Annotated in this window: 20 protein-coding genes; 8 read left to right on the forward strand and 12 right to left on the reverse strand. The window is 62.8% G+C overall.

All coding sequences use genetic code 11. The annotated features are described in order from the left end of the window. The first annotated feature begins 73 nt into the window (after nt 1-73). The gene (locus CGZ88_RS03490; RefSeq protein ID WP_231371366.1) at nt 74-616 is read left to right on the forward strand and encodes a pyridoxamine 5'-phosphate oxidase family protein; all 543 of its coding nucleotides are present in this window, start codon (nt 74-76) and stop codon (nt 614-616) included. Between the two features lie 617 nt (nt 617-1,233). Here the strand turns inward: CGZ88_RS03490 and CGZ88_RS03495 are convergent. The 4 genes from CGZ88_RS03495 to CGZ88_RS03515 all read right to left on the reverse strand — a co-directional run bounded on the left by CGZ88_RS03495 (nt 1,234) and on the right by CGZ88_RS03515 (nt 5,964). Further along, nucleotides 1,234-2,460 carry an SPFH domain-containing protein gene (locus CGZ88_RS03495; protein ID WP_026644467.1) on the reverse strand — a complete coding sequence of 409 codons (1,227 nt, stop codon included), beginning with the start codon at nt 2,458-2,460 and terminating at the stop codon, nt 1,234-1,236. 687 nt (nt 2,461-3,147) lie between these two features. Continuing rightward, nucleotides 3,148-3,597 carry a hypothetical protein gene (locus CGZ88_RS03505; protein WP_026644469.1) on the reverse strand — a complete coding sequence of 150 codons (450 nt, stop codon included), beginning with the start codon at nt 3,595-3,597 and terminating at the stop codon, nt 3,148-3,150. A 50-nt stretch (nt 3,598-3,647) separates the two neighbouring features. Next, a complete protein-coding gene (locus CGZ88_RS03510; RefSeq protein WP_051198301.1) occupies nt 3,648-4,304 on the reverse strand; it encodes a hypothetical protein in 657 nt (218 codons plus the stop codon). A 40-nt stretch (nt 4,305-4,344) separates the two neighbouring features. Further along, nucleotides 4,345-5,964: a DUF6591 domain-containing protein gene (locus CGZ88_RS03515; protein WP_051198303.1), complete on the reverse strand. Its 1,620-nt coding sequence runs from the start codon at nt 5,962-5,964 to the stop codon at nt 4,345-4,347. Between the two features lie 481 nt (nt 5,965-6,445). Between CGZ88_RS03515 and CGZ88_RS03520 the strand changes: the two genes are divergently transcribed. Continuing rightward, on the forward strand, nt 6,446-7,255 hold the full coding sequence (locus CGZ88_RS03520; RefSeq protein ID WP_243390044.1) for a helix-turn-helix domain-containing protein: 810 nt from the start codon (nt 6,446-6,448) through the stop codon (nt 7,253-7,255). Nucleotides 7,256-7,470: 215 nt separating this feature from the next. Here CGZ88_RS03520 and CGZ88_RS03530 read toward each other — a convergent pair whose 3' ends face one another. From CGZ88_RS03530 to CGZ88_RS03565, 8 genes are all read right to left on the reverse strand, one after another. Beyond that, nucleotides 7,471-8,157, reverse strand: a complete 687-nt coding sequence (locus CGZ88_RS03530) for a hypothetical protein (protein WP_231371368.1) — start codon at nt 8,155-8,157, stop codon at nt 7,471-7,473. 360 nt (nt 8,158-8,517) lie between these two features. Continuing rightward, nucleotides 8,518-9,738, reverse strand: coding sequence for a GTPase (locus tag CGZ88_RS03535; RefSeq protein ID WP_101671055.1), 1,221 nt, complete (start codon nt 9,736-9,738; stop codon nt 8,518-8,520). A 73-nt stretch (nt 9,739-9,811) separates the two neighbouring features. Next, nucleotides 9,812-10,459: a DUF6591 domain-containing protein gene (locus CGZ88_RS03540; RefSeq protein ID WP_101671056.1), complete on the reverse strand. Its 648-nt coding sequence runs from the start codon at nt 10,457-10,459 to the stop codon at nt 9,812-9,814. 298 nt (nt 10,460-10,757) lie between these two features. After that, nucleotides 10,758-11,267, reverse strand: a complete 510-nt coding sequence (locus tag CGZ88_RS03545; protein ID WP_051198306.1) for a hypothetical protein — start codon at nt 11,265-11,267, stop codon at nt 10,758-10,760. Next, complete coding sequence (locus tag CGZ88_RS03550; protein ID WP_101671057.1) at nt 11,264-12,889, reverse strand: Y-family DNA polymerase; 1,626 nt, start codon at nt 12,887-12,889, stop codon at nt 11,264-11,266. Before CGZ88_RS03550 ends, CGZ88_RS03545 begins: the two co-directional genes overlap by 4 nt. Nucleotides 12,890-12,986: 97 nt before the next feature. After that, the gene (locus CGZ88_RS03555) at nt 12,987-13,727 is read right to left on the reverse strand and encodes a creatininase (protein WP_026644473.1); all 741 of its coding nucleotides are present in this window, start codon (nt 13,725-13,727) and stop codon (nt 12,987-12,989) included. A 112-nt stretch (nt 13,728-13,839) separates the two neighbouring features. Further along, nucleotides 13,840-15,132, reverse strand: a complete 1,293-nt coding sequence (locus CGZ88_RS03560; protein WP_034523479.1) for an MFS transporter — start codon at nt 15,130-15,132, stop codon at nt 13,840-13,842. Between the two features lie 228 nt (nt 15,133-15,360). Continuing rightward, nucleotides 15,361-16,962 carry a PucR family transcriptional regulator gene (locus CGZ88_RS03565; protein WP_026644475.1) on the reverse strand — a complete coding sequence of 534 codons (1,602 nt, stop codon included), beginning with the start codon at nt 16,960-16,962 and terminating at the stop codon, nt 15,361-15,363. A 170-nt stretch (nt 16,963-17,132) separates the two neighbouring features. On the opposite strand from CGZ88_RS03565, the gene CGZ88_RS03570 reads away from it, so the two are divergent. The 6 genes from CGZ88_RS03570 (at nt 17,133) to CGZ88_RS03595 (ending at nt 24,842) form a co-directional block, all read left to right on the forward strand. Beyond that, on the forward strand, nt 17,133-18,482 hold the full coding sequence (locus tag CGZ88_RS03570; protein WP_101671131.1) for an amidohydrolase family protein: 1,350 nt from the start codon (nt 17,133-17,135) through the stop codon (nt 18,480-18,482). Nucleotides 18,483-18,715: 233 nt separating this feature from the next. Then, nucleotides 18,716-20,272: an amidophosphoribosyltransferase gene (gene purF, locus CGZ88_RS03575; protein WP_026644476.1), complete on the forward strand. Its 1,557-nt coding sequence runs from the start codon at nt 18,716-18,718 to the stop codon at nt 20,270-20,272. Between the two features lie 90 nt (nt 20,273-20,362). Next, nucleotides 20,363-21,397, forward strand: a complete 1,035-nt coding sequence (purM, locus tag CGZ88_RS03580) for a phosphoribosylformylglycinamidine cyclo-ligase (RefSeq protein WP_026644477.1) — start codon at nt 20,363-20,365, stop codon at nt 21,395-21,397. A gap of 114 nt (nt 21,398-21,511) precedes the next feature. Continuing rightward, nucleotides 21,512-22,777: a phosphoribosylamine--glycine ligase gene (gene purD, locus CGZ88_RS03585; protein WP_026644478.1), complete on the forward strand. Its 1,266-nt coding sequence runs from the start codon at nt 21,512-21,514 to the stop codon at nt 22,775-22,777. 208 nt (nt 22,778-22,985) lie between these two features. Further along, a complete protein-coding gene (locus tag CGZ88_RS08835; protein WP_133120886.1) occupies nt 22,986-23,651 on the forward strand; it encodes an LptM family lipoprotein in 666 nt (221 codons plus the stop codon). Nucleotides 23,652-23,855: 204 nt separating this feature from the next. Beyond that, nucleotides 23,856-24,842: a hypothetical protein gene (locus CGZ88_RS03595; RefSeq protein WP_133120887.1), complete on the forward strand. Its 987-nt coding sequence runs from the start codon at nt 23,856-23,858 to the stop codon at nt 24,840-24,842. Nucleotides 24,843-24,865 lie beyond the last annotated feature (23 nt).

Here is a 24,865-nt window from a genome sequence, read left to right on the forward strand (position 1 = left end):
AATTCGTTCCGCGGGGCCGTTCCCATAAGGAGCAGCTGCGTGTGGATACGCAGCTATAAGTAAGGAGGAGCTCATGAGCTTTGCCTCTTCGCAGCCGCGTCCCATGCGGCGCGCCGAGCGCGAGGTGACCGATCCGGCGCAGATCGAGCAAATCCTGCGCGACTGCGATGACATGCGCGTCGCCTATCAGGATGCGCAGGGATTGACGATCGTGCCGGTCAACTTCGCATACACGGCCGATTTCGGGACCACACCGCACCGGCTCACGTTGTTCGCGCATTCGGCGGTCGAGGGGCGCAAGATCGACGCGATCCGCGCCGCCGGCAACGCGCTGCCGGTCGCGTTCGAAATGGACTGTGACACACGGATTCACACCGGTCACACGCCCTGCGCGACGACGACGGAGTTCCGTTCGCTCGTCGGCACCGGCACGGCGAGTCTGGTCGACGACGTTGAGGAGAAGATCGCCGCGTTGCGCCTGCTGCTCGAGCAGTGCGCCGGCATGCCCGACGCGCCGCTGCTCCCCCGTCAGGTGAGCAAGGTGGCCGTGTGGCGCATCGATGCCATCGACTTCAAGGCCAAGCACCATCCTGCACCGGCCCGGCACCGCGACTAGCGCCCCTATCTGCGATTTTAGGGTGGGCACCTCCGGAGACTTGACCGATATTCGTGCGCTTCCTATCGCTTTTGTGTGCATATGGTAGGTTCAAGGGGTATCCGAGCAGAGGTCTTCAAAACAGCACCACCCCAAAATCGCAGATAGGGCCACAACACCCATGCGCCATCACTCCATACGATGGGTCGACCATCCAACCGCAACCACCCAACCGCATAGCTCGATTGTTTGCCTGGACAACCGAGCTATGCGGCCACGGTGGCATCCAGCGGGGAATGCGCATGGGCAGAATGAGCGGTCGCATGCGGATCTGAGACAATATGTGCGCATAACCGCCAATCATGTGCAAATATGTGCGCATACGATGATCCAAGCCGAGATAGCCTCCTTCCCTGCGGCGCATATCTCGTTTTTTCATATGAATTACCGAGATATGCGTCCGACCTTGGCTGGTTCGGCAGGCGACATGAATCAATGCCGCCGATCATACCCAAGCACCATTCCGCGCCGGCTATGCCCCGACTGCCCTCCTCCTCGCCTTTCATAACGAACGCGGGCCCGCGCACCCAACCGGATGCGCGGGCCCATCTCCGTCAGCGGAGACCAGCGGATCGTATCTACAATCCCAGGATCTGCTTCTTCTTGAGGTTGAACTCCTCCTGCGTGAGGATGCCGGCGTCAAGCAGTTCCTTGAGGTTCTTCAGCGCCTCCATCTGCTCGGACAGCGACATCGACGACTGCGCGGACGGCTGCGCAGAACCGCTCTGCGCCGCCGCGTCGGACTGCGCAGCCGACGTCGTCACCGCGGCGTTCGCCGAATTGACGAGCTGCCCCATCTGCTGCCCGGGCATCGCGCCGGTCATCGGGTTGACGCCCTGTGCGAAGCCGACGCCGAGCATCATGCCGCCCATATCGCCGAATCCGTTGTCCTGCACGCCCTGGGCGATCTTCTGCTGCGCCGCGATGTTCGACGCCTGCTGCGAGACGTTCTCGTATGCGGTCACGTTCATGCGGTTCGCCGCGTACTGCTTAACGAGTTCGCGCGATTCCGGCGTGAACTCGATGCTTTCGATGCCGATACCGGCCAGATGGATGCCGAAGCGCGACTCCCACGTGCCGGCGTTCGCCGCGTCCGCCGAGATCGCCTGTGCGATCGCGTTCGCTTGGCTCGGCAGTTCGGAGATGCGGTATTCGTTCGACAGCGAATTGAGCGCGACCGAGAACGACTGCATGAATTCGCTCAGCAGCTGCGATTTCGTCTTCGGCTCGTCGAAGCTGATGTAGTCGACGTTCGGCGGCACGAACTGTCGGATGAAGGCGGTCGGGTTCGTGATGCGCAGCGACATCATGCCGCGTGCACGGATGTCCAGATCGGTGTCGTAGAACCTGTCGTGGTACATCAGCGGCGCCGGCGTGCCGAATTTGAGGCCGCGGATCTCGCGCAGGTTGACGAAGGCGACGCGCTTGTTCGCCACTGGCTCGCCGCCGTACTTGAAGCGTTCGCCGATCTGACCGAAGATCGACTTGCCGATGCCGTCGCCGGCGAAGACGCTGTCGGTGCCGCCGGTGCGGTATTCATAGCCGCCCGATTCGGTGATGATGTTCTCGATGCCCGACTGGTCGAAGATGAACGCGGCCGTGTTCTCCGGCACGTAGATGCGTGACCCATTGGAGATCACCGCGTCCGAATGCCGCGTGTTCGAGCCGCGCCCGCGGTTCGTCTCCTGGTAGACGCCCGGCATCAGCGCCGCATGCTCGTCGAAGCGGTCCACGGTGATGATGTCGAGCCACTGGTCGGCGAAGGTGCCGCCCAACGCCCCGGTGAATGCCCTGATTAACGCCATAGCTGCCTACTTTCTGAAGTTCCCGTGGATATGGTTTAGAGGTGTTCGTTCCTGCCGCAGTATTCGCATGTGACCGACGCGCCTTCGGTGCCGTGCAGCGCGGCCCGCAACCGAAGCAGGTTTTCGACACCGTCTTCGCAGCCTTCGGCTTAGTCAGGCCGCTCATGTTGAACGCCTCCGCCATCTCCTTGGTCGCGCCGCTCAACGCGCTGGCGATGCCGCTAATGAACGTCTTCGGCGCACCGACGATGTCCTCATCGCTGCCGGTGATCTCCTTGTTGATACCGTTCGCGAGCTTCATGAGATCCGTATGGGACTCCATACGCAGTTCGATCTTCCCTTTGCGTAGCAGAATGTCGCATTGGTGGTTGTCGCCTTTGTCGATGATGAGCTGTGGCTTGCCGTTCACCACCTTGATATCGCGCAGCGCCCACGAGAACGTGTGGTCGATGTCCTTGCCGAACATCTTGATCTGCGTGTACGTGAACACGAGACTCATGTTGGTCAACGTCAGTTCTCCGCGCTCGAAGCCCTTGAAATCGGGGCTTTCGCAACCGACGCCGTCAAACTGCGCGATGATGCCTTCATTCGGCAGCAGATCGATGCTGTGCATATCTGTCCCTCCTCACTTCCTTGTGGAATGTGCTTCTCTCAGCTAAATTCACCGTACCAGAGCGGCCTTAGCTGTCATGCGCTGGCGACTGCGTTCTTGTTGCCGCGCTTGACGACGATCATCCAGATCGATCCTACGATGACGGCGACGGCGGCGATGTAGAACAGATAGACGCCGAAGCCGAGGCTATAGGATCCGTATGGGGTGAAGCTCATATTGAAATAGACGTAGGTCAATGTCGCGATGATCGCGAAGACGAGCGTCGGGATGCCTTTCGCGGCGATCGCGAAGATGAGCGCGAGCACACCGCATGCCGCGATGACGATGATTATGCCGAGGATGACCTCGGATACGCCGAAGCTCATGTTCGCGATCTGCTGCATTTCCTTCCACCGTTCCGCGATCGTGAACGCCGTCATCGTGTCATTGCTTGCCGTGGCGTATGGCAGCACGAGTGAGACGAGCATGACGAGTGATCCGATGATCGTGAGCGCGCGCGGTCCTGCGAGTGATGTCCTCTTCATGATGACTCCTTATATAGAAAAGAAAGATTGATTGAATGAATGGATGATTGCTACCCATGACTGATTTGGACGACGATCGACGCGCACAGCAGCAGTACTGTCGCGACACATGCGATCGCGAGCGCGATCAGGACAAGGTTGCGTCCTGACACGTGCCCTCGGCGCCCAGTGACCGCGAATGCCACGCCGCATATGGTGAACATGAGGATGATGAACATGAGGGCGCCGCTCCAGTTCGGGCTCCATTCGTCGAAGCTTGATACGCCGTATATCGCGCCAAGGCATGCGACGACGACCGCGGCGATCGCCCATTTTGAACGTGGTCCGTTGTTGTCCGCGGTGATCCAACGCCAGAACCGCCGTTTCGCGATGACATCCGAGGGAACGACGGTGCTCTGCGCGGCCATCTGTTCGGCAAGCTCACGGTACAGGCGGCTGCATGCGCCACTGCTGTCGTTCGCGCCGAGCGGCGCGTCGATGATGACCGCACTCTGTTCGCCGCTTTCGACGACGCGCGCCTCGTATGTACCACCACCGTTTGGAAGATGGAAACTCACGGTGCGCGCGGCGTCATCGTTGCCGACCACGTCGAATCCCGCACTGTACCGCAACGTCTGCAGCAACGTGGCATAGGTCTGCGCGACGGGCGCTTGATAGCTTTGCCGAGCTACTGGCACGCGGTGTGTCGCGGGATTCGATTCGGTCATGATGGGTCCTTCGGATAAGTGGATTGTGATTGGGAGTGGATCAGCCGACCGAGGCGAGCCGCTGGTTGACGCGGTTCATGACCCCAAGGTAGTACTGCAGATCGGCGTCGGTCCATGTGGACTGGTCCATTCCCTCGATCTTCTGCGTCATATCCGAATATTCCTGCATCATCTTGAGGTATTCGGTCATCATGCCGGACTGGTCGGAGGACGAATTGTACTTCTCCATGAAGTCGCAGTACTTGTTCATATACGACTCGTAGGAATCCATCGCTTCCTTGACGGCAGGGGTCACGCCACCGGAGTTCTGGTTCTGCGCCTCCTGCTGCTTCTTCGCTTCCTCCTCCTGGGCCTTCCTCCCCTGCTCTTCGAGGCGCTTCTGCTCCTCCTCGGCCTTCTTGCGCTCCTCCTCGGCCTTCTTCTCCTCTTCGGCCTTCTTCGCGGCTTCCTCCTCGGCTTTCTTCTGAGCTTCCTCCTCTGCCTTCTTTTCCTTTTCGCTCATATCAGCGCGATATCGTTCGGCAGATTTGACTGTAACATCCATTTCTCCGAAAGAACTATAGTGTGTTAAATCAATATAGTTTCCCTCAGAATCTTTTGCACTATAGTCAGAACTTGAGCTTTTGTAATCTCCAACGAATCCATTGTCCTTTGTCTTGCTCACGTATTCTGCGAACTCAGCATCATCGACATTACAGACCTTGATACTCACGTAATCCGCATCATCATTCCATACATAACCCTTGAGTTCATTGGGCTTCGGAGCTTTCGCACCTACACCAGCCGTCGGCCAGCTAATCGCTTCGCAGAAGGGGTCGTCAGCAGCGGAAGAAGACGCGCTGGAGTCAGAGGACGACGATTCCCTCGCCCTGGAACCGGTTGCTGTGGCACCGATGAGCGACAGCACCAGCGCGACGATGGTGGCGCCCGCAGCGATCACCGTGAACAGACGGCCATGTTCCTTGCCCGGCTGCGTATTCAGATACGCAGCCGCACACAACACCGCGGCGATAACCGCGAAGACGATGCACAGCACAACCGGCGGATGCATACCGAGGGCCACAAAACCGAAAATCAGGAACACGACGGAGACCACAAGCGCGACAATCGCCATCGTGGACGTCTTGCCGGTGTTCTCGTCGGTCAGCAGCGCTGCGAACTTGTTCTTCGGCGCGCGATGCGTCGGGGCGCCCGACTGATTCTCGCCGGCGGCGGCGTCCGCAGCCGGAGCAGCCGATGCCACAGGCGCCTCCGGCGGTGTCGGCATCGTCTGTGTCGGCTGTTCCTGCGTGTTGAGCACGGTCGTCGTCGTGGCCGGCATCGTCTGCGTCGCACCCTGCACCATCAGCTGGTCGCCGAGATCCTTGTAGAATTTTGCGATTTCCGACTGCGCATCTTCGCCGGCTTCGACCGGCACCGTCACCTGCACGATGCTGGAGGAAGGATCGGAGCCTTCCGCCACCTTCGCAACGAACAGTCCACTGATGCTCGGAGCGCTGAACGTGACGGTCCTTGTCTGATCGTCCTTATGGATCAGATCGAATCCAGCGCTGAACTGCAACATCTGCTCCAATGCCCCGTATACGTCATGCGTCGATGCCATATATGTCTGTTGACTCGGCTGCGAACCCGCTCCCGGATTCACTTCTGGCGTGGCCATGGCTTCTTCCCTCCTCGTTGGCGTCAGGGTGCGCGGATGCATGACCATGCATCCGCGCACCCGATCACCTATCGGTCGTTCTGCTCCGGCAGAGAACTCCCCATGGCGGCCGCCGGGCTCCCGTCGTCCGCAGGACGCGGACGGCCGTCGTCCGACGACACCTCGCGTGCCACCTCATCCAACTCTCGAACGCCGCGCAGAATCATGCTTGCCAACTGAGCGAACATATCTGCACTCCTTTCTGACGAGAGATACTCCACGACCGGCCTTCGGTCATGGCGGACTTGTGTCCTGTCATGCTTCTCGTCATTAAGGGGCATGTTTTATTCGCGAACCGTTCTCCTTACTCTCGCGAAATCGGCGGTTTTCCGGGGATTATGACGAGTTCTCTGCCCTGTTGTTCCATTCTCGAAGCTTCGTCATATAGTGTCAATGACATATCATGTTATAAATACGCGGATTAAGAGAAGGGGAATATAGCATGGATGATATAACCCAGCTTCGCGCCGCCTGCTGGCGGCAACGACTGCGCGAGTGTCTGAAGGAGCGTGGCCTCACACAGGTGGAATTCGTCAGCGCGCTCAACCGCACCTATCTGACGCGCTTCCACCAGAAGGACGTCAGCAGGTGGCTCAACACCGGCAACCAGACCGCCAACGGCGTCATCGGCTTTCCCAAATACGAGACGATGATGCTCATCGCTGACTTCCTCGGCGTCGACGTGGGCTATCTGACCGGCGAAACCGACGAGACGTCCTTCGATCTGGAGAAGGCGAGTTCTTATACGGGTCTGAGCAGCGACGCCATCCTGTCCATCCGCCAGTGGATCGACGCCCCCGACAACTCCCCCGATGCCGAGCTGCGCGATTGGCGCGCCGATACGATCAACCGCCTGTTCTTCTCCTCGTATTTCGACGAGCTGGCGGCCAAGATGCTCACGCTCTACGAGATGTCCACGATCTGCTACACCAATCCCGAGCGCTTCCAGAATCTGATGCGATCGCTCGCCGCCAGCAGCGATATGCCAAACGACCTGACCTTCCAATTGATCATCGGCGCGTTCTACGGCATGGCGAATGAATCGTTCTCGGCGCTGCTCAAGGACGCCTACCCCACCCCGATCGAACAGCAATTCGAGTATTCCCTCGACATGCAGGACATGGCGGACAAGCAAGAAGATGAAGATGATGAAGATGATGAAGATGATGAAGATGATGAAGATGATGAGGATGATGACGAAGATGAGGAAGACATCTCCGATCCCGAAGACCTGTGGTTCGGCGCGCTCTGAAATCCACCACCCGGCGCATACGCGACCGCACCGACATCCGCATCCACATCGGTTCCGGCATATATTACATCCATGACATAGGGCATCCGCGTTGCCACATAGCGAAGCGCCTCGGCGGCGATGCAGTCAACGACGCATCGCCAACGAGGCGCTTCGTTTCTATATCCGCCTATCGTCGCAACGATCAACGATCGCTCGGCTTTCCGGCGGCTTGCTCAGGCGTCCTTGTCGCCGCTCTGCTGGAACGTGAAATGCAGTTGGGTCTCCGGACTGACGCTTCTGACGATGGACGTGTAGAACGACTTCGCCTGCTCTTCGAGAATGTCCCTGTTCGAATCGACGTATTCCTTCTTCGCCTTCTCAGTGAGGATGTTGTTGACCATGTCGAGGGAGTCGATCTGCTGCGTGCCGAAGCTCAACGCCCCATTCTGTTCGACTATCACCCGGTACTCGGGATCGTCGTAGCCGATGAATTTGAACTCGGGAATCGTGATATAGAAGGCGTTCTCGCCGGTCTCCTCGATGACGACGTCCTTGCCCTCGAATCCGAGCTTCGCATCGAAGGTGTACTGGATGAACCGCGCACGTTCGGTGCCGGGAATCTCCATATTGAAGAAATGGCTCTTGTTCTCCTTCGATATGATGCCGGTCACGCCCAGTCTCAGCAGCGACACCTCCCTCGTCCGTCGCATCGAACGGATCACCTGCGTATCCTCGGTGCCCTTCTCACGCATTGACGCCGGCATCGTCCACGGAAACAGCGAATAGAATCCAACGCTCGTGGCCCATCCTGCTCCCATAGCAGCCAGCAGCCCCACGATGACAACCCAGATTTTCCACTGCTGCCACCACTTCTTCTTCTCATCATCCTTACCAAGGCTGCCACTTTCGTTCGTTGTCATCGTTTCTCCTCCTTCGCTCCCTTCGGGAAACCATCGGTTCCCATATGCGACGATGCATTCGGTACAGCTTGACGGGAGCGCCCAACGCCTTCACGCTCGCGCTTCGCCCCGCCGCAGATTTACTCTATCAGAGAATGCGGCGCCAGCATGACCATAGCCCGTAATCTCCGCAGATACCTGCGCGCAGATGCGATATAGGCGCGATCGTCACGCCGACCAACTCTTGTGCACACCAAGGAAACTAGATAATACCGCGTGATCTGATTCATTCTCCCGAGTCGGAAGAATCCAGACAAGCACATTCCATGCGGCACGGCCCCTCCCCGTTGACGCCGTGCCGCATGTCGACTCCGCCACCGCCTACTTCTCCCGTCGCAGGAACGCCGACTTGACGAGGTCGATGATCATCTGCCGCATGTCCTTGCCGCCACCCTGCGCGGCTTCGGCGATAGCGCTGACCTTGCCGAGGTACGCGTTGCCGAACTGCTCCTCCATCAGCTGCCGCACCCAACCGAGGTCGCGCATGCTTCTACGCCCGGTGTAGACCTGTTCGAACGCGGCGACCGCGCCTTCGCCGAGCGCGGCGATGATGCTCGCGGCGACGATCGCGTTGACGACGCTCGCGGCGAGGTTGAGCCCCGGAATCGCCTTGATCGCGCTGATCGCCGAATGCGCGATGACGCTCGCCGTGCCCACCTGCACAATCGAATCGAGGAACTGCTTGGCGTCCTCGTCCTTGTCGATGCCGTACAGGCGCGCCAGACCGTTCAGCTCGGCGAGCTCCAGCGGGGACAATACGAGCGTGTCGGCGATCGGGATCGGCACGGCGCCCACCGTGGCGCCAGCCGCGACGCATGCGCCGATCAGACCTTGCGCGAGCATGCGCTTGCGCGTCAGCTTGAACTGCTGCAGGTCGTGTGCACCGCCGCGAAGCCCATCGGGCATCGCCTCCATCGTCGCGTCGATGAGGTCGGCGACACCCTCCGGCGCCGCGAACGCCGTGTCGTTGATGACGTAGGTCTGCGCGACGACCGGCACAATCGCGCGCAGGTTGTGCTCGATGCGCGTGCCGTGGAAAGCCTCCCGCACCATCGCGACGTTGCGTTCGCGGTCCGGCTGCGAATACGATTTCGTGACGGCGGCGACGATCGGCACCGACTTCCACATCCGCACCGCGTTCGCCAGATTGCGGATTGTCTCACGGAACAGCTTCGCCGCCGTGCCGTCCACGCAGAACCAGATCACGTTGATGCGCGTGTTCTCGTTGCCTTCCTTCGCGCTCGCCCGCGACCATGCGCGCACCGCGTGCACGGCGCGCAAAGCCGCGATTGGCGACGGCTCGAAGCCGATCGAGTCGATGACGCGGAACGGCACCGACGGGCTTTCGTAGATCGAGAGCTCCTTGGTCGTGCCGCTTGTGCCGAAGCTCGTCTTCGCGACGTCGTCGCCGATGACGGCGTTGATGAGCGTCGATTTGCCGACGCCCGAGTTGCCCAGCACGAGCACATTGCCTTTGGGAGCCAGCTGCCGCGACGGCGGCATGGGCCGCGCGCCGTCCGTCTTGCCATTATCGTATGCCATGCCGCCATCTTAGCCGCATCCGGAGCGGCCGCGCCATGGCGGCCGCTCCGGCGATATGCGTCGGCCTACGCCCTCACTTCGTCTGCGACGACGATCCCGACTCATCGTCGCTCGAGCCGGAGCCTCCGGTCAGCGCCTTCCTCGACTTCTCGGCGGCCTTCTTGCGTTCCTCGGCGAGCTTTTCCGCCTCCTCGGCCGTGCGCGGCGTGCGCACGAGTTCCGAACCGGTGGCCTCAACCATCATGTCATCGACACGGTCGAGCATCGCGTCGAACTCCTTCTTCTGCTCGGGGGTGAGTTCCGTGTCCTGGACCGCCTCAAACTGCGCGAGGATGTCCTCCATCTGGCTGTTCCATTCGATGTAGCCGTCCACCTCGTCCGCCGGCAGGCCGTCCTGGCTGTTGAGCAGCTTCGCGTAGTACGCATATTTCGTCATGAACTCCTCGTAGTTCTTCATGACCTGTTCCGGATCGGTCGTCGATGGCGTGACCTTCTTCTTCTCGCCGTCCTCACCTTCCTTGTCCGCGTCCGCGCTTTGCGATGTGGACGCGGACGGCTTGGCTTCGGCAGACGCGTCCTCCTTCGTGTTGAAGCGCAGCGCGACGATGATGCCGACGGCGACGAGCGCGGCGGCGACGACGCCGACAACGGCGATGATCCAGATCTTCTTCTTCGACATCGGCTGCTTCGATTCCGTCTGCTGCGGTTCCGTGGTTTCCATCCGAACTCCTTGACCTCGGCGACGGCGGGTGGCGCCGTCCTCCTTGCGTGCGACCGACATGCGACCGGTGTCCGTCGCGCATCCATCGTTTGTAGAACGATGGTCTCAACTTATCTTCCATCCTAACAAATCAGACGATGACAACGTCGGACACCGCGACTGTTTCACGATGTTTTTCGACACAATCTTCACGCTTCACGCGCGACCTTCACGCTTCGCGCATCCCACCTTCACACCGCGCACACCACTTTCATGCGCCGAGTTCACCCATCGATTGCATCCGACGACACCGCCGCCCTCATCCGTCGACGACGATGCGCACGATGTCCGAACACGGTACGACGCACGCCGCGCCGTGTTCATCCACGATCAGCAGCCGGTGCGCCGTCCCGTCATAGCGCGTCACCGCGCCGCGCACCGTCACATACGTGCCGAATTCCTCGTCGACTTCGCTGTTGATTCCACCATCGATTCCGCCACCGATTCCGCCATGCTGACCTCCACCACGATGCCGGCTCCCGTCATCCTCAGGCACGAAGTACGTCACTGCGACGCGCGGCGCATCGTCGAAGCGCGCGAGCAGCGTGGCGAGACACCGATCGAGCTCCTTGCGCGCGTCCTGCCCCAGTTCGATGCGTCGCACGCGTGGGCGTGCGGCATCCTCGATGATCTCCTCGTATCCAGCGAGCGCCGCGAAAGGCATGAACTGCGCAGCCCGCTGCGCCGCCGACAGCGGCGCATGGACTTGCGACCGATGATGCGGCATGTCGATGATATCGTCGTAGCGATGCGTGCGTTCGAGGCTCATGCGGCGTGCCCTCCAATCTGCCCGTTGCGTTCGACACCGGTCGCGCCGTCCTCGAGGTTGCGCCCGGTGATCACGGCGTTGCCGCCGAAGCGTCCCTTAATGCCAAGCAACGCGCGCTGCACGGCGAGTTCGCGCGCATCGCGGTCGCCCTCACGGTCGCCGTCACAGCTGCCATCGCGACCGTCCGTCCCGCGCATGCCACCCCCACCGTCCACACTGCCATCATCCGCGCCATCCGTATTGTCGACGGCGGCGAACAGATCCGGCTGCTCATACCTTCCGCCATGCGGGGCGCCTGCCCCGACGCTGCGCCCATCCGATCCGCCGACACTCGACCCATCATCGACCCTCGTCGCGCTCACGGCGACGTGCCGCACGAGCAGGTCCGGGTCGACGGTCCGCTCGAAGATCTCGGCGAAGGCTTCACGCAGCCGTGCCGCGTTCGCCGTCGCCCGGCCCATCCGATGCGAACCGTGCGCGCTTTTCGGCACGCGTCTGCCGTAGCGGTCGGCGACGACGGGTCCCGCATACCCCTCGCCGCGTGCCCCGCCGAGGCTCGCGGCGTCGTAGCTGACGGTGAGCGTGACCAGATCGGTCATCTCGCCGTGCCTAAGCAGGTCGTAGGCGAGCTCGTTGGCCATCTCGAACACGATCGTGCGCGCCCGCGCGTACGCGTACGGCTCGTGCAGCACCTGCCCGCAGCTCATCGTCGAGTCGTGCGGACGGTACGCCTTGATGTCGGCGATCGTGCACGGCTCCCATCCCCACGCGTGGTCGATGAGCAGCTCCGCGTTGACGCCGAACAGCCGGTAGAGCAGCCCCTCGTTGTAGTAGTCGTTCGGCGAGCCGACCGAGCAGCGCGCGACGTCGCCCATCGTCAGCAGCCCGTGATGTTCGAGCGTGCGCGACATGCCCGGCCCGATGCGCCAGAAGTCGGTGAGCGGCCGGTGCGCCCACAGCGCGCGCCGGTATTCCATTTCGTCGAGCCGCGCGATGCGCACGCCGTCCTCGTCCTCCGGAATGTGCTTGGCGACGACGTCCATCGCAACCTTCGCCAGATACATGTTCGTGCCGATACCTGCCGTCGCTGTGATGCCGGTCTCGCGCATGATGTCCGCGACGATGCGCCGCGCGAGTTCATGCGCGTCGCAGCCGAAGTATCCCAGATACGACGTGGCGTCGATGAAGACCTCGTCGATCGAGTAGACGTGGATGTCCCGCGCGTCCGCATAGCGCAGATAGATGCCGTAGATGCGCGCGCTCGCTTCGAGATAATGCGCCATGCGCGGCTTCGCGACGATGACCTCCGCCTTGAGCGACGGGTCCGCCGCGAGCGCGGCCGCGCTCGTCGATGCACCTGCGAAGCGGCGTCCCGGCGCGCGCAGCCGCCGTTGCTCGTTGATGTCGCGCATGCGTTCCTCGACTTCGAACAGCCGCGGACGGCCGCCGATGCCGAGCAACGCCTTGAGCGATGGCGAGACGGCGAGGCAGATCGTTTTGGACGTGCGCGAGCGATCCGCGACGACCAGATTGGCGTCGAGCGGATCGAGCCCACGCTCCACGCATTCCTCGGATGCGTAGAACGACTTGAGATCTATGGCGAGATAGCTCCGTGCGTCCATGCCCTCCATTATCGAACAAACGTTCGAACCTGTCGAATCCCGCGTGCCGCGAGCGCCGTCGCGCCTGCCGCACGCGCCCCGCCTTACGCGTGTCCCGTCACGCAAACTCCGCCGCGCAGATCGCCGCGACCTCGCGCACGCACGCCTCGGCCATCAGCCTTCCCGCCTGCGCCGTCGCGCCGCGCGGATCGGCGAGGCCGCCGTAGGCGGGCACGTCGCCTTCGCGCACCGGGTAGCGCACGTACGGCTTGGGCGTCACCGGCTCCTCGTAGACGATACGGTCCATGTGCACGAGTTCGGGCGCGTAGTGCAGCATGAGCGCGGTCTCGGTGACGGCCGCATGTTCGAGCGCCCATCCGGGGAACTCGAGGTCGCCGGCGAACACTTCGTCGATGACGTCCGCGGTGAGCGGATCCCACCAGTTCGTCTCGATGATCGTCGCGACGCCGCCGGTCTCGCGCGTCACGAGGTCGATGGCTTCGACGATGAACGCCTCGTTTTCGAAGTGCGCGTTCATGACGACGATCTTCGTGAAGCCGTCGTCGATGAGTTCGCGCAGCACGTCGTGCATCTGCGCGATGACGGTGGCGCCGTTCATGTCGATCGTGCCGGGGAAGAGCGGTCCGCCTCCGGAGAGCGGCTTCGATTTGTATCCGTAGTTGAGCGTCGGCATGACGGTGCCGTCCACGGCCTGTGCGAGGTCCTCGGCGATGCATGCGGCGAGCGTCGCGTCCGTCTGCATCGGCAGGTGCTGGCTGTGCTGTTCGGTCGACCCGATCGGCACAATCACCGGCTTGTCCTTGCGCGCCGCGAATTGAGGCCATGTCATTTCGTCCATGCGGTAGGTCATCGTCTTCTCCTTATGTGCTCCGTTGATTGATGTTCCGCTGATTGATTACTGCTGCGTTGATTGATTGCCGCCGCGTTGATTCGACTGATCGATGCTGATTTCAGATCGCGCCCAGATCCTTCTCGGTGTTCTCATGCGACAGGCACATCGCCACGAGCGCGACGGCGGCGGTCGCCACCATGTACCAGGCCGGCGCGATCGGCGAGCCGGTGGCCCAGATGAGCCATGTCGCGATGAACGGCGCCGTGCCGCCGAAGATGGCATTCGCGAGGTTGAAGCTGAACGCGAATCCGGTGAAGCGCACGCTCGTAGGGAAGGTCTCGGTCAGGTAGCTCGACAGCGTGCCGTCGTTGGCGGTGAGCGTCGCGCACAGCGCGAGCTCGACGAGCAGCACCGGCCAGAACGCGCCGGTCTCGAGGATCATGAAGGCCGGGACGGTCAGCACGATGAAGGCCACGCAGGCGCCGATGAGCACCTTCTTGCGTCCAAATCGATCGGAGATGTGCCCCATCGCAAAGACGAGCCCGATGTACAGCACGAGGCAGATCGTCGTGACGAGCGAGGATTCGGAGACGGCCATGCCCACTGTCTCGGTCAGATAGGTCGGCAGATAGGTCAGCACCGTGTAGAAGCCCACCGCGTTGAGCATGCACGCGCCGAAGCTCAGCAGCACCTGCTTGAAGTGGTGGCGGAACAGCGTGCGCAGCGGCGAGACGGGACGCCCGGCATCGTATGCACCCTCCTGCTTGCGCTCGAGTTCAGCGTTCATCTGCTCGTAGATCGGCGAATCGGCGACGTTGTTGCGGATGTAGTGCACGATCAGGCCGAGCGGGCCGGCCATCAGGAACGGCACACGCCAACCCCAGCCGCCCATCGCGGCCGCGCTCAGATGCGAGGTCATCACCATCGCGAGCGTCGAACCGGCGAGCAGGCCGATGGCGGTCGACGCCGGGATCAACGAGCAGTAGATGCCGCGGCGCTTCACCGGCGCGTATTCGCCGAGGAACGTGGCCGCGCCGGCGTATTCTCCGGACGCCGAGAAGCCTTGCACCATGCGCAGCGCCAGCAGCAGCAGCGGCGCGACCAGGCCGATCACCGCATAGGACGGCAGGCAGCCGATGAGGAAGGACGCGCCCGACATGAGCAGGATGGACAGGCTCAGCGCACGCTTGCGGCCGAACCGGTCGCCAAAATGACCCCAGAACAGCGCGCCGACCGGCCGAAGCACGAACGACAGCGCGAACACGCCGAAGGTCTGCATCAATGCGACGGTGCGGTCGGCCGACGGGAAGAACACGCCGGCGATCACCGTGGCGAAGTATGAATACGAGGCGTAGTCGAACCATTCGATGAAGTTGCCGAGGAACGACGAGAGCGCGACCTTGCGTACCATGCCCTGCCGTTCATCCACCGAGGAACGTGCGACGCCCTCCAGTTCGCGCACCTCCATGCCCATATCCGTTATGGCGCTCATGGCATCCCACCTTTCCGACCGTTGGTCGTGTTTGATCGCTTGTCATTGTCACGGCCGATGCACCGTGCTATCCGCGACTATCCCGCGCCGCGTTTGCCTCGTCATGAACGTGCCGTTAATGCGTCCATCGGCGCGCAGGACGTTTCGTCAACAACGATCCGCGCCGACCCAAGCTGATTGCGTCCCCGCCGACGTCTGGCCGTCACGCGTCGAGAGCGCGAGCTGCGCGGCGAACAGCAGCAACGACCATGCGACGCCGTCGTCCGGCGTGATGCCGGAACGACGTTGCACTTTGTCCAGTCTGTTGTAGAGCGTCTGGCGACGGATGCCCAGCGACGCGCATGCCCGCGTCCTGTTGTCCCCAGCCGCGAAGCAGGCAGCGAGCGTCGTGAGCGCGACGTCGTCGTCCTTCAGCGATTCGCCGAGCATGACGCCGAGCAGCATCGCGAGCGCGGTCCCCGTCTGTGCGACGTGCGCGAAGCGTGCGAGCAGCCCGTCGTACACGGTGCGCATCGTCCCCCACGGCGGCGCGGCGTCATGTATCGTCGCACGCATGACGCCGATGACGTCGGCGAGCATGCCGGCCTCCAAGCTCGCGCGGCCGCCGATCGCCCAGACGTCGCCGCCGTCGGCCACGACGTCGGCGAGTATTCGCGCGCACGTCACCGCGAGCGCCGCCGGATCGCCCACGCACGCCGCCGCGTCCGTCCTCACAATGTCCGTATCACCACTCGTCTTCGCCGCGCACGGCACGCCGACGACGCCGAACAGCACGCCGCCTTCGAGCAGGCACAGCGTGCGCGCACCATCGATCGCCGCGAATCCGGACAGCAGCCGTTCCATGCCGGCCGCGGATGCGACAAGCGAACGCATCCCCATCGCAAACGGGTAGTACGCCATCTCCCCGCCTGCGCCGAGCGCGCCGAGCATCTGGGCGACGTCGGCCGCCTGACGCGCGTCCGCATGCACGCCGTCGGCGGGGCCCGAGAGGATGCGCGCGGTCATCGACACGGAGACGTCCCACGGCATGAGCGCCGCCATGACCTGCGAGACGACCTGCGCGATCTGCGTGCGCGTGCGTTCATCGAACAGGCGCACGCGCTGCGAGATCTCGAGCGTGGCGATCGGCACTCCTTGACGTTCGACGGCGATGAGCACGGTCGGCTCGTCGCCGGAGTGGATGCGCGGGCCGGCGAAGGCGACCGGCAGTCCGTCAGCGTCGAAAATCGCGACCGATTCCCCACAGATGCGCGCAAGGCACGCGCCGACCTGCCCCACGTCGTGCGCCTGCGCGAGTTCGCGCCGCAGCACGGTGGACAATGCGTCCACCTCCATCTGCACGAGGAACTGATCCTTGACGATGAGCGTGTTCACGCTCTGGCAGGCGTCCACAAAGGGAATACGCGCACGCAGTCCGATGACGGGAAGCGCGCGTCGACGTGCGCGTTCGAGCAGCGCCGGCGGCACTTCGCGCAACCCTTCGACGAGTTCGACGACGATGCCGGCGGCGCCGATGTCCGCGAGCGAATCGACGTACCGCGCGAGTTCGGCGTCGTCGAGATGCGCGAACAGCGCACTGCCCTCAACAATGACGAGCTCACCTCCGCACAGGAAGCGCGCGACGTCGTAGCGCTCGTTCGTGTACGCCCATCGGACGGCGTTGCCGAGCGAGGCGTCGGCTGCCTCAACAACCGGGTCCGCCTGCGCGAGCACGGATCTTTCGAGCGCTTCCCTCACCGTCACCGTCATACAAACCGTCCATTCCCGGCCTCCGCGCATTCACACGGACGCCATCCGCCTGCAAATGATGACGGCGACAATAGCGGCCAAGGATTACGCAAGGCCGCGGCCGCCGTTACCTGCACGTCACGGGGCCGCAATGACATGACATGACACGTCACGACACGAAAGGGCATATGATGACCGCCACACTCTTCACGAACGCCGCACTGCGCGGCCACGACCGTCTGCAGGACCTGCTCGTCGAGGACGGCCGCTTCCGGCTTATCGGACCCGATCTGGCGCCGCAGCTCGCCGCGCAGGGCCGCGACCTCGCGCGCATGGACGTCGTCGACCTCGGCGGACGGCTCGTCAGCGAGCCGTTCTGCGACACGCATCTGCATCTCGACTATGTGTTCACGTCGCGCAAGCCGGGCGCCGCGAACACGTCGGGCACGCTGTTCGAGGGCATCCAGCGCTGGGGCGAGACGAAGGCGGATCTGACGGTCGACGAGGTGAAGGCGCGCGCACGCCGTGCGGTGGCGATGGAGATGCGCCACGGCGTGCAGTACATCCGCACACACGCCGACGTCACCGATCCACAGCTCACGTCGCTGCGCGCGCTGCTCGAACTGCGCGAGGAGCTCGCCGACCTCGTGACGATCCAGATCGTCGCGTTCCCGCAGGAGGGCATGTATTCGTATCCCGGTGGCGCCGAACTCGTCGAGGAGGGACTGCGCATGGGCGCCGACTGCGTGGGCGCGATCCCCCACTACGAAGCGTGCCGCGAGTTCGGCGAACGCTCCATCCACACGACCGTCGAGCTCGCCGCCCGCTACGGCAGGCTCATCGACGTGCACTGCGACGAGACCGACGACCCGAACTCGCGTTTCGCCGAGCTGCTCGCCGCGCTCGCGCACGCCGAGGGCATCGGCGCGATGACGACGGCGAGCCACACCTGCTCGCTCGGCTCGGCCGACGACAGCTATTTCTTCCATCTGACCAAACTGCTCAAACAGGCGCGCATGAACTTCGCGTGCGCACCCACCGAGAACCTCTATCTGCAGGGCCGTCAGGACACCTTCCCCAAGCGCCGCGGCATCACCCGCGTCAAGGAGCTCACCGACGCGGGCATCAACGTCTCGCTCGGCCAGGATTCGATGCAGGATCCGTGGTATCCGCTCGGCAACGGCAACATGATGATCATCCTCGATTACGTGCTGCATCTGGCGCAGATGATGACGCCCGCCGAGATCGACCGCGCGCTCGACCTGCTCACCGTCAACGGCGCGACGACGCTGGGGCTGCGTGAGGGTTACGGCATCGACGAGGGCAAGCCGGCGAACTTCGTCGTCCTCGACGCGCCCGACGCGTTCGGCGCCGTGTATGAACGCGCGGACGTCGTGATGTCGGTGCGCGCCGGCCGCACGCTGTTCACGGCGCCCGATGCGCTGCGCACCGACGTGCCGCTGCTCGCCGACCATCTGCGCCCGGCGCCCCCGATCGCCGCCCGCCCCTTCGCCGCCGCCGGGCAGTTCACGCGCGCGTGACGTCATCCATGCACGGCTCTGACGTCGTCCGTGCATAGCCCCGGTCACCCGTTTCGAGGTGCCCGGGGCTGTGCATATTGAGGTGCGCTGTCCGGCATGTGAATGCGGTCGCGACGTAGAATCGGCGAAATCATGCGGTTTTCGTGAAACCGCGGTTTTCCGATGTAGCCGACACTTGCTAGGGTTTATCCCGTAGCGAATCCCTTGTCTCCAGTTGTGGAAGGAGTTTTGGCTTGTCGGCTGAACTCGAAGAGATCCATGAGGAATGTGGCATTTTCGGCGTATGGGGACATCCCGATGCCGCGCGTCTCACTTACTTCGGATTACACGCATTGCAGCATCGTGGACAGGAGGGGGCGGGCATCGTCTCCAACGACCACGGCCATCTCATCGGACACCGCGGGCTCGGCCTGCTCACCCAGGTGTTCCAGGACGAGAAGGACATCCAGCGGCTGCAGGGCGACGCCGCGATCGGCCATGTCCGGTACGCGACCGCCGGCTCCGGCGGCATCGACAACATCCAGCCCTTCGTCTTCCGTTTCCATGACGGGGACATGGCGCTGTGCCACAACGGCAACCTGACGAACTGTTTCTCGCTGCGCCGTGCGCTCGAGGACGAGGGGGCGATCTTCCATTCGAACTCGGACACCGAAGTGCTCATGCATCTGGTCCGCCGTTCGGTGCGTGCGAAGATCACCGACAAGCTGCAGGAGGCGCTCAACACGATTCACGGCGGCTTCGCGTATCTGATCATGACCGAACATGAGATGATCGGCGCGCTCGACCCCAACGGATTCCGCCCCCTGTCCCTGGGCCGCATGTCCAACGGCGCCTACGTGCTCGCGTCCGAGACCTGCGCGCTCGACGTCGTCGGTGCCGAACGCATCCGCGACATCCAGCCGGGCGAGATGATCGTCATCGACGACTCCGGCTACCGCATCCACACGTACACGAGCCGCACGCAGCTGTCCATCTGCTCGATGGAGTACATCTACTTCGCGCGTCCCGACTCGGACATCTACGGCGTCAACGTGCATTCCGCACGCAAGCGCATGGGCGCGCGCCTCGCCCAGGAGTCGCCGGTCGACGCGGACATGGTCATCGGCGTGCCGAACTCGTCGCTATCGGCGGCCTCCGGCTACTCCGAGGAGGCGGGACTGCCCAACGAGATGGGCCTGATCAAGAACCAGTACGTCGCGCGCACCTTCATCCAGCCGACGCAAGCGCTGCGCGAACAGGGCGTGCGCATGAAGCTCTCCGCCGTCAAATCGGTCGTCAAAGGCAAGCGCATCGTCGTCATCGACGATTCGATTGTGCGCGGCACGACGTCGAAGCGCATCGTGCAGCTGCTCAAGGAGGCCGGCGCCGCCGAGGTGCATATGCGCATCAGCTCGCCGCCGCTCAAATACCCGTGCTTCTACGGCATCGACATCTCGACGACGCAGGAGCTCATCGCCGCGAAGAAATCGGTCGACGAGATCCGCGAGTTCATCGGCGCGGACTCGCTCGCGTTCCTCTCCCTCGATGGCCTGATCGAATCGATCGGACTGAACGCGGACGCGCCGTACGGCGGCCTGTGCGTCGCCTACTTCAACGGCGACTACCCGACCGCGCTCGACGACTACGAGGCCGACTTCCTCGCCTCGCTCACCCCCGAGGATCGCGTCACGCTGCCCGGATACAACGGCAAGAAGACGATGTACGAGGGCACCGAATACACGATGCACCAGAAGCCCTTCGGCGAGCACGCCTCCGACGAGCCGACCGAATACATGGTCCCGAACATCTAGGCCGCCCCTTGCGTCCGCGGACCATCCCATCAACCATCCGAACACCAATGGAACAACTCGCCGATCTACGCGGCGGACAGGAAGGTCACCATGCCACAAGCATATGAAGACGCGGGTGTGAGCGTCGAAGCCGGCTACGAAGTGGTCAAGCGCATCAAATCGCACGTCGCACGCACGGATCGCCCGGGCGTCGTCAGCGGCATCGGCGGTTTCGGAGGTCTCTTCGACCTCGCCTCGCTCGACTACAAAGAGCCGGTGCTCATCTCCGGCACCGACGGCGTCGGCACGAAGCTCGTCATCGCCAAGCTCATGGACAAGCACGACACGATCGGCGTCGACTGCGTCGCGATGTGCGTCAACGACGTCGTCGCCCAGGGCGCGCAGCCGCTGTTCTTCCTCGACTACATCGCCTGCGGCAAGAACGACCCGGCCGTGCTCGAACAGGTCGTCTCCGGCGTCGCCGACGGCTGCGTGCAAGCCGGCGCCGCACTCATCGGCGGCGAGACCGCCGAGATGCCGGGCATGTACGACGCCGACGAATACGATCTGGCAGGCTTCACGGTCGGCTGCGTCGAGCGCGCGAAGATCGTCGACGGCTCCGCGATCCGCTCCGGCGACGTCCTCATCGGCCTGCCGTCAACCGGCGTGCATTCAAACGGCTTCTCGCTCGTGCGCAAGGCGCTTTTCGAGCAGGCCGGCTACACGGTGCACACGCGCCTGCCCGAGCTGGGCGACCGTGAGCTCGGCGACGTGCTGCTCACGCCGACGAAGATCTACGTCAACGCGCTCATGCCGCTGTTCGAGGCCGACCTCGTGCACGGCGTCGCCCACATCACCGGCGGCGGCTTCATCGAGAACGTGCCGCGCATGCTGCCTGACGGCCTCGCCGCGCGCATCGACCTGAGCGCCTGGCCGGTGCCGCCGATCTTCGACGTCATCGAGAAGGCCGGCGACGTCGACCATATGGAGATGTACAACATCTTCAACATGGGCATCGGCATGGTCGTCGCCGTGCCCGCCGACCGCGTCGACGAGGTCATGAACCTGCTCGACCACGCGGGCGAGGCGGCGTACCGCATCGGCGCCGTCGTCGACAAGTCCGGACAGGACGTCGAGCTCGTCTGAGCCATCCGAAGGCCGTGCGCGTCACGCGTGCGGCCTTCCGCGTTGTCTTCCCCCGACGATTTTGCGTTGTTTCCAACGATTTTTTTCAACCACTCCCCCGAAGAAAGAAGAGACATGAAGGTTTTGGTCATCGGTTCCGGTGCGCGTGAGCATGCGATCGCCGACGCGCTGCTGCGCGGCGGCAGCGTCGAAGAGGTCACCGTCGCCCCGGGCAACCCGGGCATGGAGCTCGACGAGGGCATCCGCACACTGCAGCTCGCGCCGTCGAATCAGGCCGCGCTCATCGACTTCGTGCGCAACAACGACTACGACTGGGTCTTCGTCGGCCCCGAGGTCCCGCTCATCGACGGCATCGTCGACGCCTTCGCCGAAGCCGGCATCAAGGCCTTCGGCCCGCGCAAGGCCGCCGCGCAGATCGAAGGCTCGAAGGACTTCGCCAAGCAGCTCATGGAGCGCTACGGCATTCCGACGGCCGCCTACAGGACCTTCGACGAGCTCGCCCCGGCCGTCGAATACGTGCACGAGCACGGCGCGCCGATCGTCATCAAGGCGGACGGTCTGGCCGCCGGCAAGGGCGTGACCGTCGCGATGGATGAAGAGACGGCCGTCGCCGCGCTCAACGACATCTTCGTCGACCATCGTTTCGGCTCGGCCGGAGCGAAGGTCGTCATCGAGGACTTCCTCGAAGGTCAGGAGTTCTCGCTGATGAGCTTCGTCAACGGCACCAACTTCTGGCCGATGCCGATCAGTCAGGACCACAAGCGCGCCTACGACGACGACCAGGGTCCGAACACCGGCGGCATGGGTGCCTACAGCCCGGTTCCGCAGATCGGCCAGGACGTCATCGACGAGGCGATCTCGACGATCGTCAAGCCGACCGTCGAGGCGATGGCGCAGGACGGCACGCCATTCACCGGCATCCTCTACGCCGGCCTCATCGCGACCGCTGACGGCCCGAAGGTCATCGAGTTCAACGCACGCTTCGGCGACCCGGAGACCGAGGTCGTGCTGCCGAAGCTCACGAGCGATCTCGGCACTGCGATCGACGCGATCCTCAACGGCGAGACGCCCGAGTTCACGTGGGACGAGGACAACGCGACGCTCGGCGTCGTGCTCGCCTCCGACGGCTATCCGAACGACGTCGTCAAGGGCGCGCGCATCCCCGAGCTGCACGTCGACGCCGACTCGCACGTCTATTACGCGGGCGTCGCGCGCGACGGTGACGGCCTCGTCGCGAACTCCGGCCGCGTGCTGCTCGTCGAATCCTCGGCGCCGACGCTCGCCGAGGCGCAGCGCAAGGTCTACGCGATCCTCGACGGCGCCGACACGACCGGCATGTTCTACCGTCACGACATCGGCGCGAAGGCGCTCAAGGGCTGACGGCACCTAATACCATCTTCATAGCACGGGGCGGCATCGATGATGCCGCCCCGCTATTCGTTCGAGCCGGCTACACGTCATGCACGGTTCCGTCATCCAACATGATCTTCGGCATTTATGTCATTCCACCACATATCTCAATGGCCTCACCATACAATCCCATACCCAAAATGTGCACAGTGATGGACAGAACCTCAACGCTTCATCCATGATGTCCCAAAGCTTCAATGAAGAAACGGGGATAGCGATGAGGAAGATGATTGCCTTACTCTCAGCATTATGCGTTGCGGCCATACTGGCAGGTTGCGGCCAATCACAATCCGCACAACCAGTCAATTTCGACAAGAACGATGTCACGTTCACGGGAGCAAATTCCGTCACTTTTCAAAAAGCATACGATATGACACAATCCGATGTCGTACGAAAGATGCTCATCGATGAGCATATTACCGATGCGGAATTTGATCAGGTAAGACAGATGTATGCCGACTGCCTCGGGGAGAAGGGCGCCACCGTGGAATACGAGGGAACGGACGGCAGAAGAAGTGAACGTTTTCCTCCCGGAGTCAGCGTCGATCAAATAGATGAATACATACAAGAATGTGTCGCCGACACTGCGTTGCCTTATGTAGAGCAGCTGCATCAGCTCGATGGGCAAGATCCCGACTCCGATTCCGTGGAGGCGCTTGTCGCCTGCCTCAAGCGTCATGATATTGCCGACCAGACAATGACCGCCGACGACTACAAGCGCATCGTCACCGACCCCAACCTCGACGACGAGTATTTCGGCAAATACTTCAACGAGCAACGTGCCGACTACGACGCCGAGAAATCACCCGCCTACTGGGCCTGCAACGCCAACCCCAACGCATAAGGCCGAATTCGCAACATCACGAGAGAAGCCATCCCCATGAACAATCACACGCACCCAAGGAGCATGCGCCACACGCCGCGCATCAGCATGTCAGTCATCGTGTTGCTTTGCGCGGTCATGCTCGCCATCGGCATGGGACTTGCATTGCTTCTCATACGCCCCATCCCTCCCAAGGACCTTGACTCGAAGGCGACAGCCGGCACGATGACCGTCGAGGACGGCGTCTTCGACGATCGGCGCGCCGTGACCTTCCGTCTCACCCAAAGCAGCGCTTCGACATTGCAGATGCCGCAGGACGGGACGCTCACCTCCTCCACCTGCACCGCCGGCGCCGCATTGCATTCGGGAACGTCGATGTTCTCCATCAACGATCATGCCGTGCTGTCGCTGCATACCAGCATCCCGTTGTACCGGCCGCTCGCCATCGGCACGCAGGGAAACGATGTGCGCTCGTTGCATGACGCACTACGTGACCTTGGATATGCGGCCCCCGATACGGATACGTTCTCCTCCGACTCCATCGCCGCGTTCAACGCGCTCGCCGAGAAGACCGGGGCTCCCCTCATCACGGCGGACAACGGATGGAGCTTCAATCCAGCTCAGATTCTGTGGCAACCCGCCAGTGCGATGACAATCCGTCAATGCCCGGTGCGAGTCGGCGCGCAGGTCCATGCAGGAGACAACATCGCACAAACCGCCCCGATCATCACCAACGTCGCAATCATCCGTACTCCCGAAAATGCGGACGGGCAGCCGGCGGCGGGTAAACGCACGGTGACGATATCCGACAAGACCTTCGAAATAGACGACGATGTCACACAGATGAACGATCCGGCTTTCCTCAACGCAATCGCGGCGAGCCGCGAATACCAGTCGATGCTCTCCGGCAGCGGATCGGGCGTTTCGGCATCGTCGTCCTCGGGCGCATCACCACAGCAATCCGCCGCAGCAGACGGCTCGTCCGTCGACGTCATCTATCAGTGGTCGCTGGCAGAACCGCGCGCAGTATCGATCGTTCCTCCGTCCGCACTGACCGGTGTAAGCAGCGGGAAGGGCTGCGTGACCGTCGACGGCAGGCCACAGCAGGTGACGATCGTGGCCTCGCAGCTGGGAAGATCGATGGTCTCCCCGCAATCAGGCACATTGGAGCATGTTGACGTGCCCGCCGACAAGACGGTGAGTTGCCGATGAACGCGGCGAACACAATGGACGCA

This window comes from Bifidobacterium anseris (genome assembly GCF_002860345.1).
Lineage (GTDB): Bacteria > Actinomycetota > Actinomycetes > Actinomycetales > Bifidobacteriaceae > Bifidobacterium > Bifidobacterium anseris.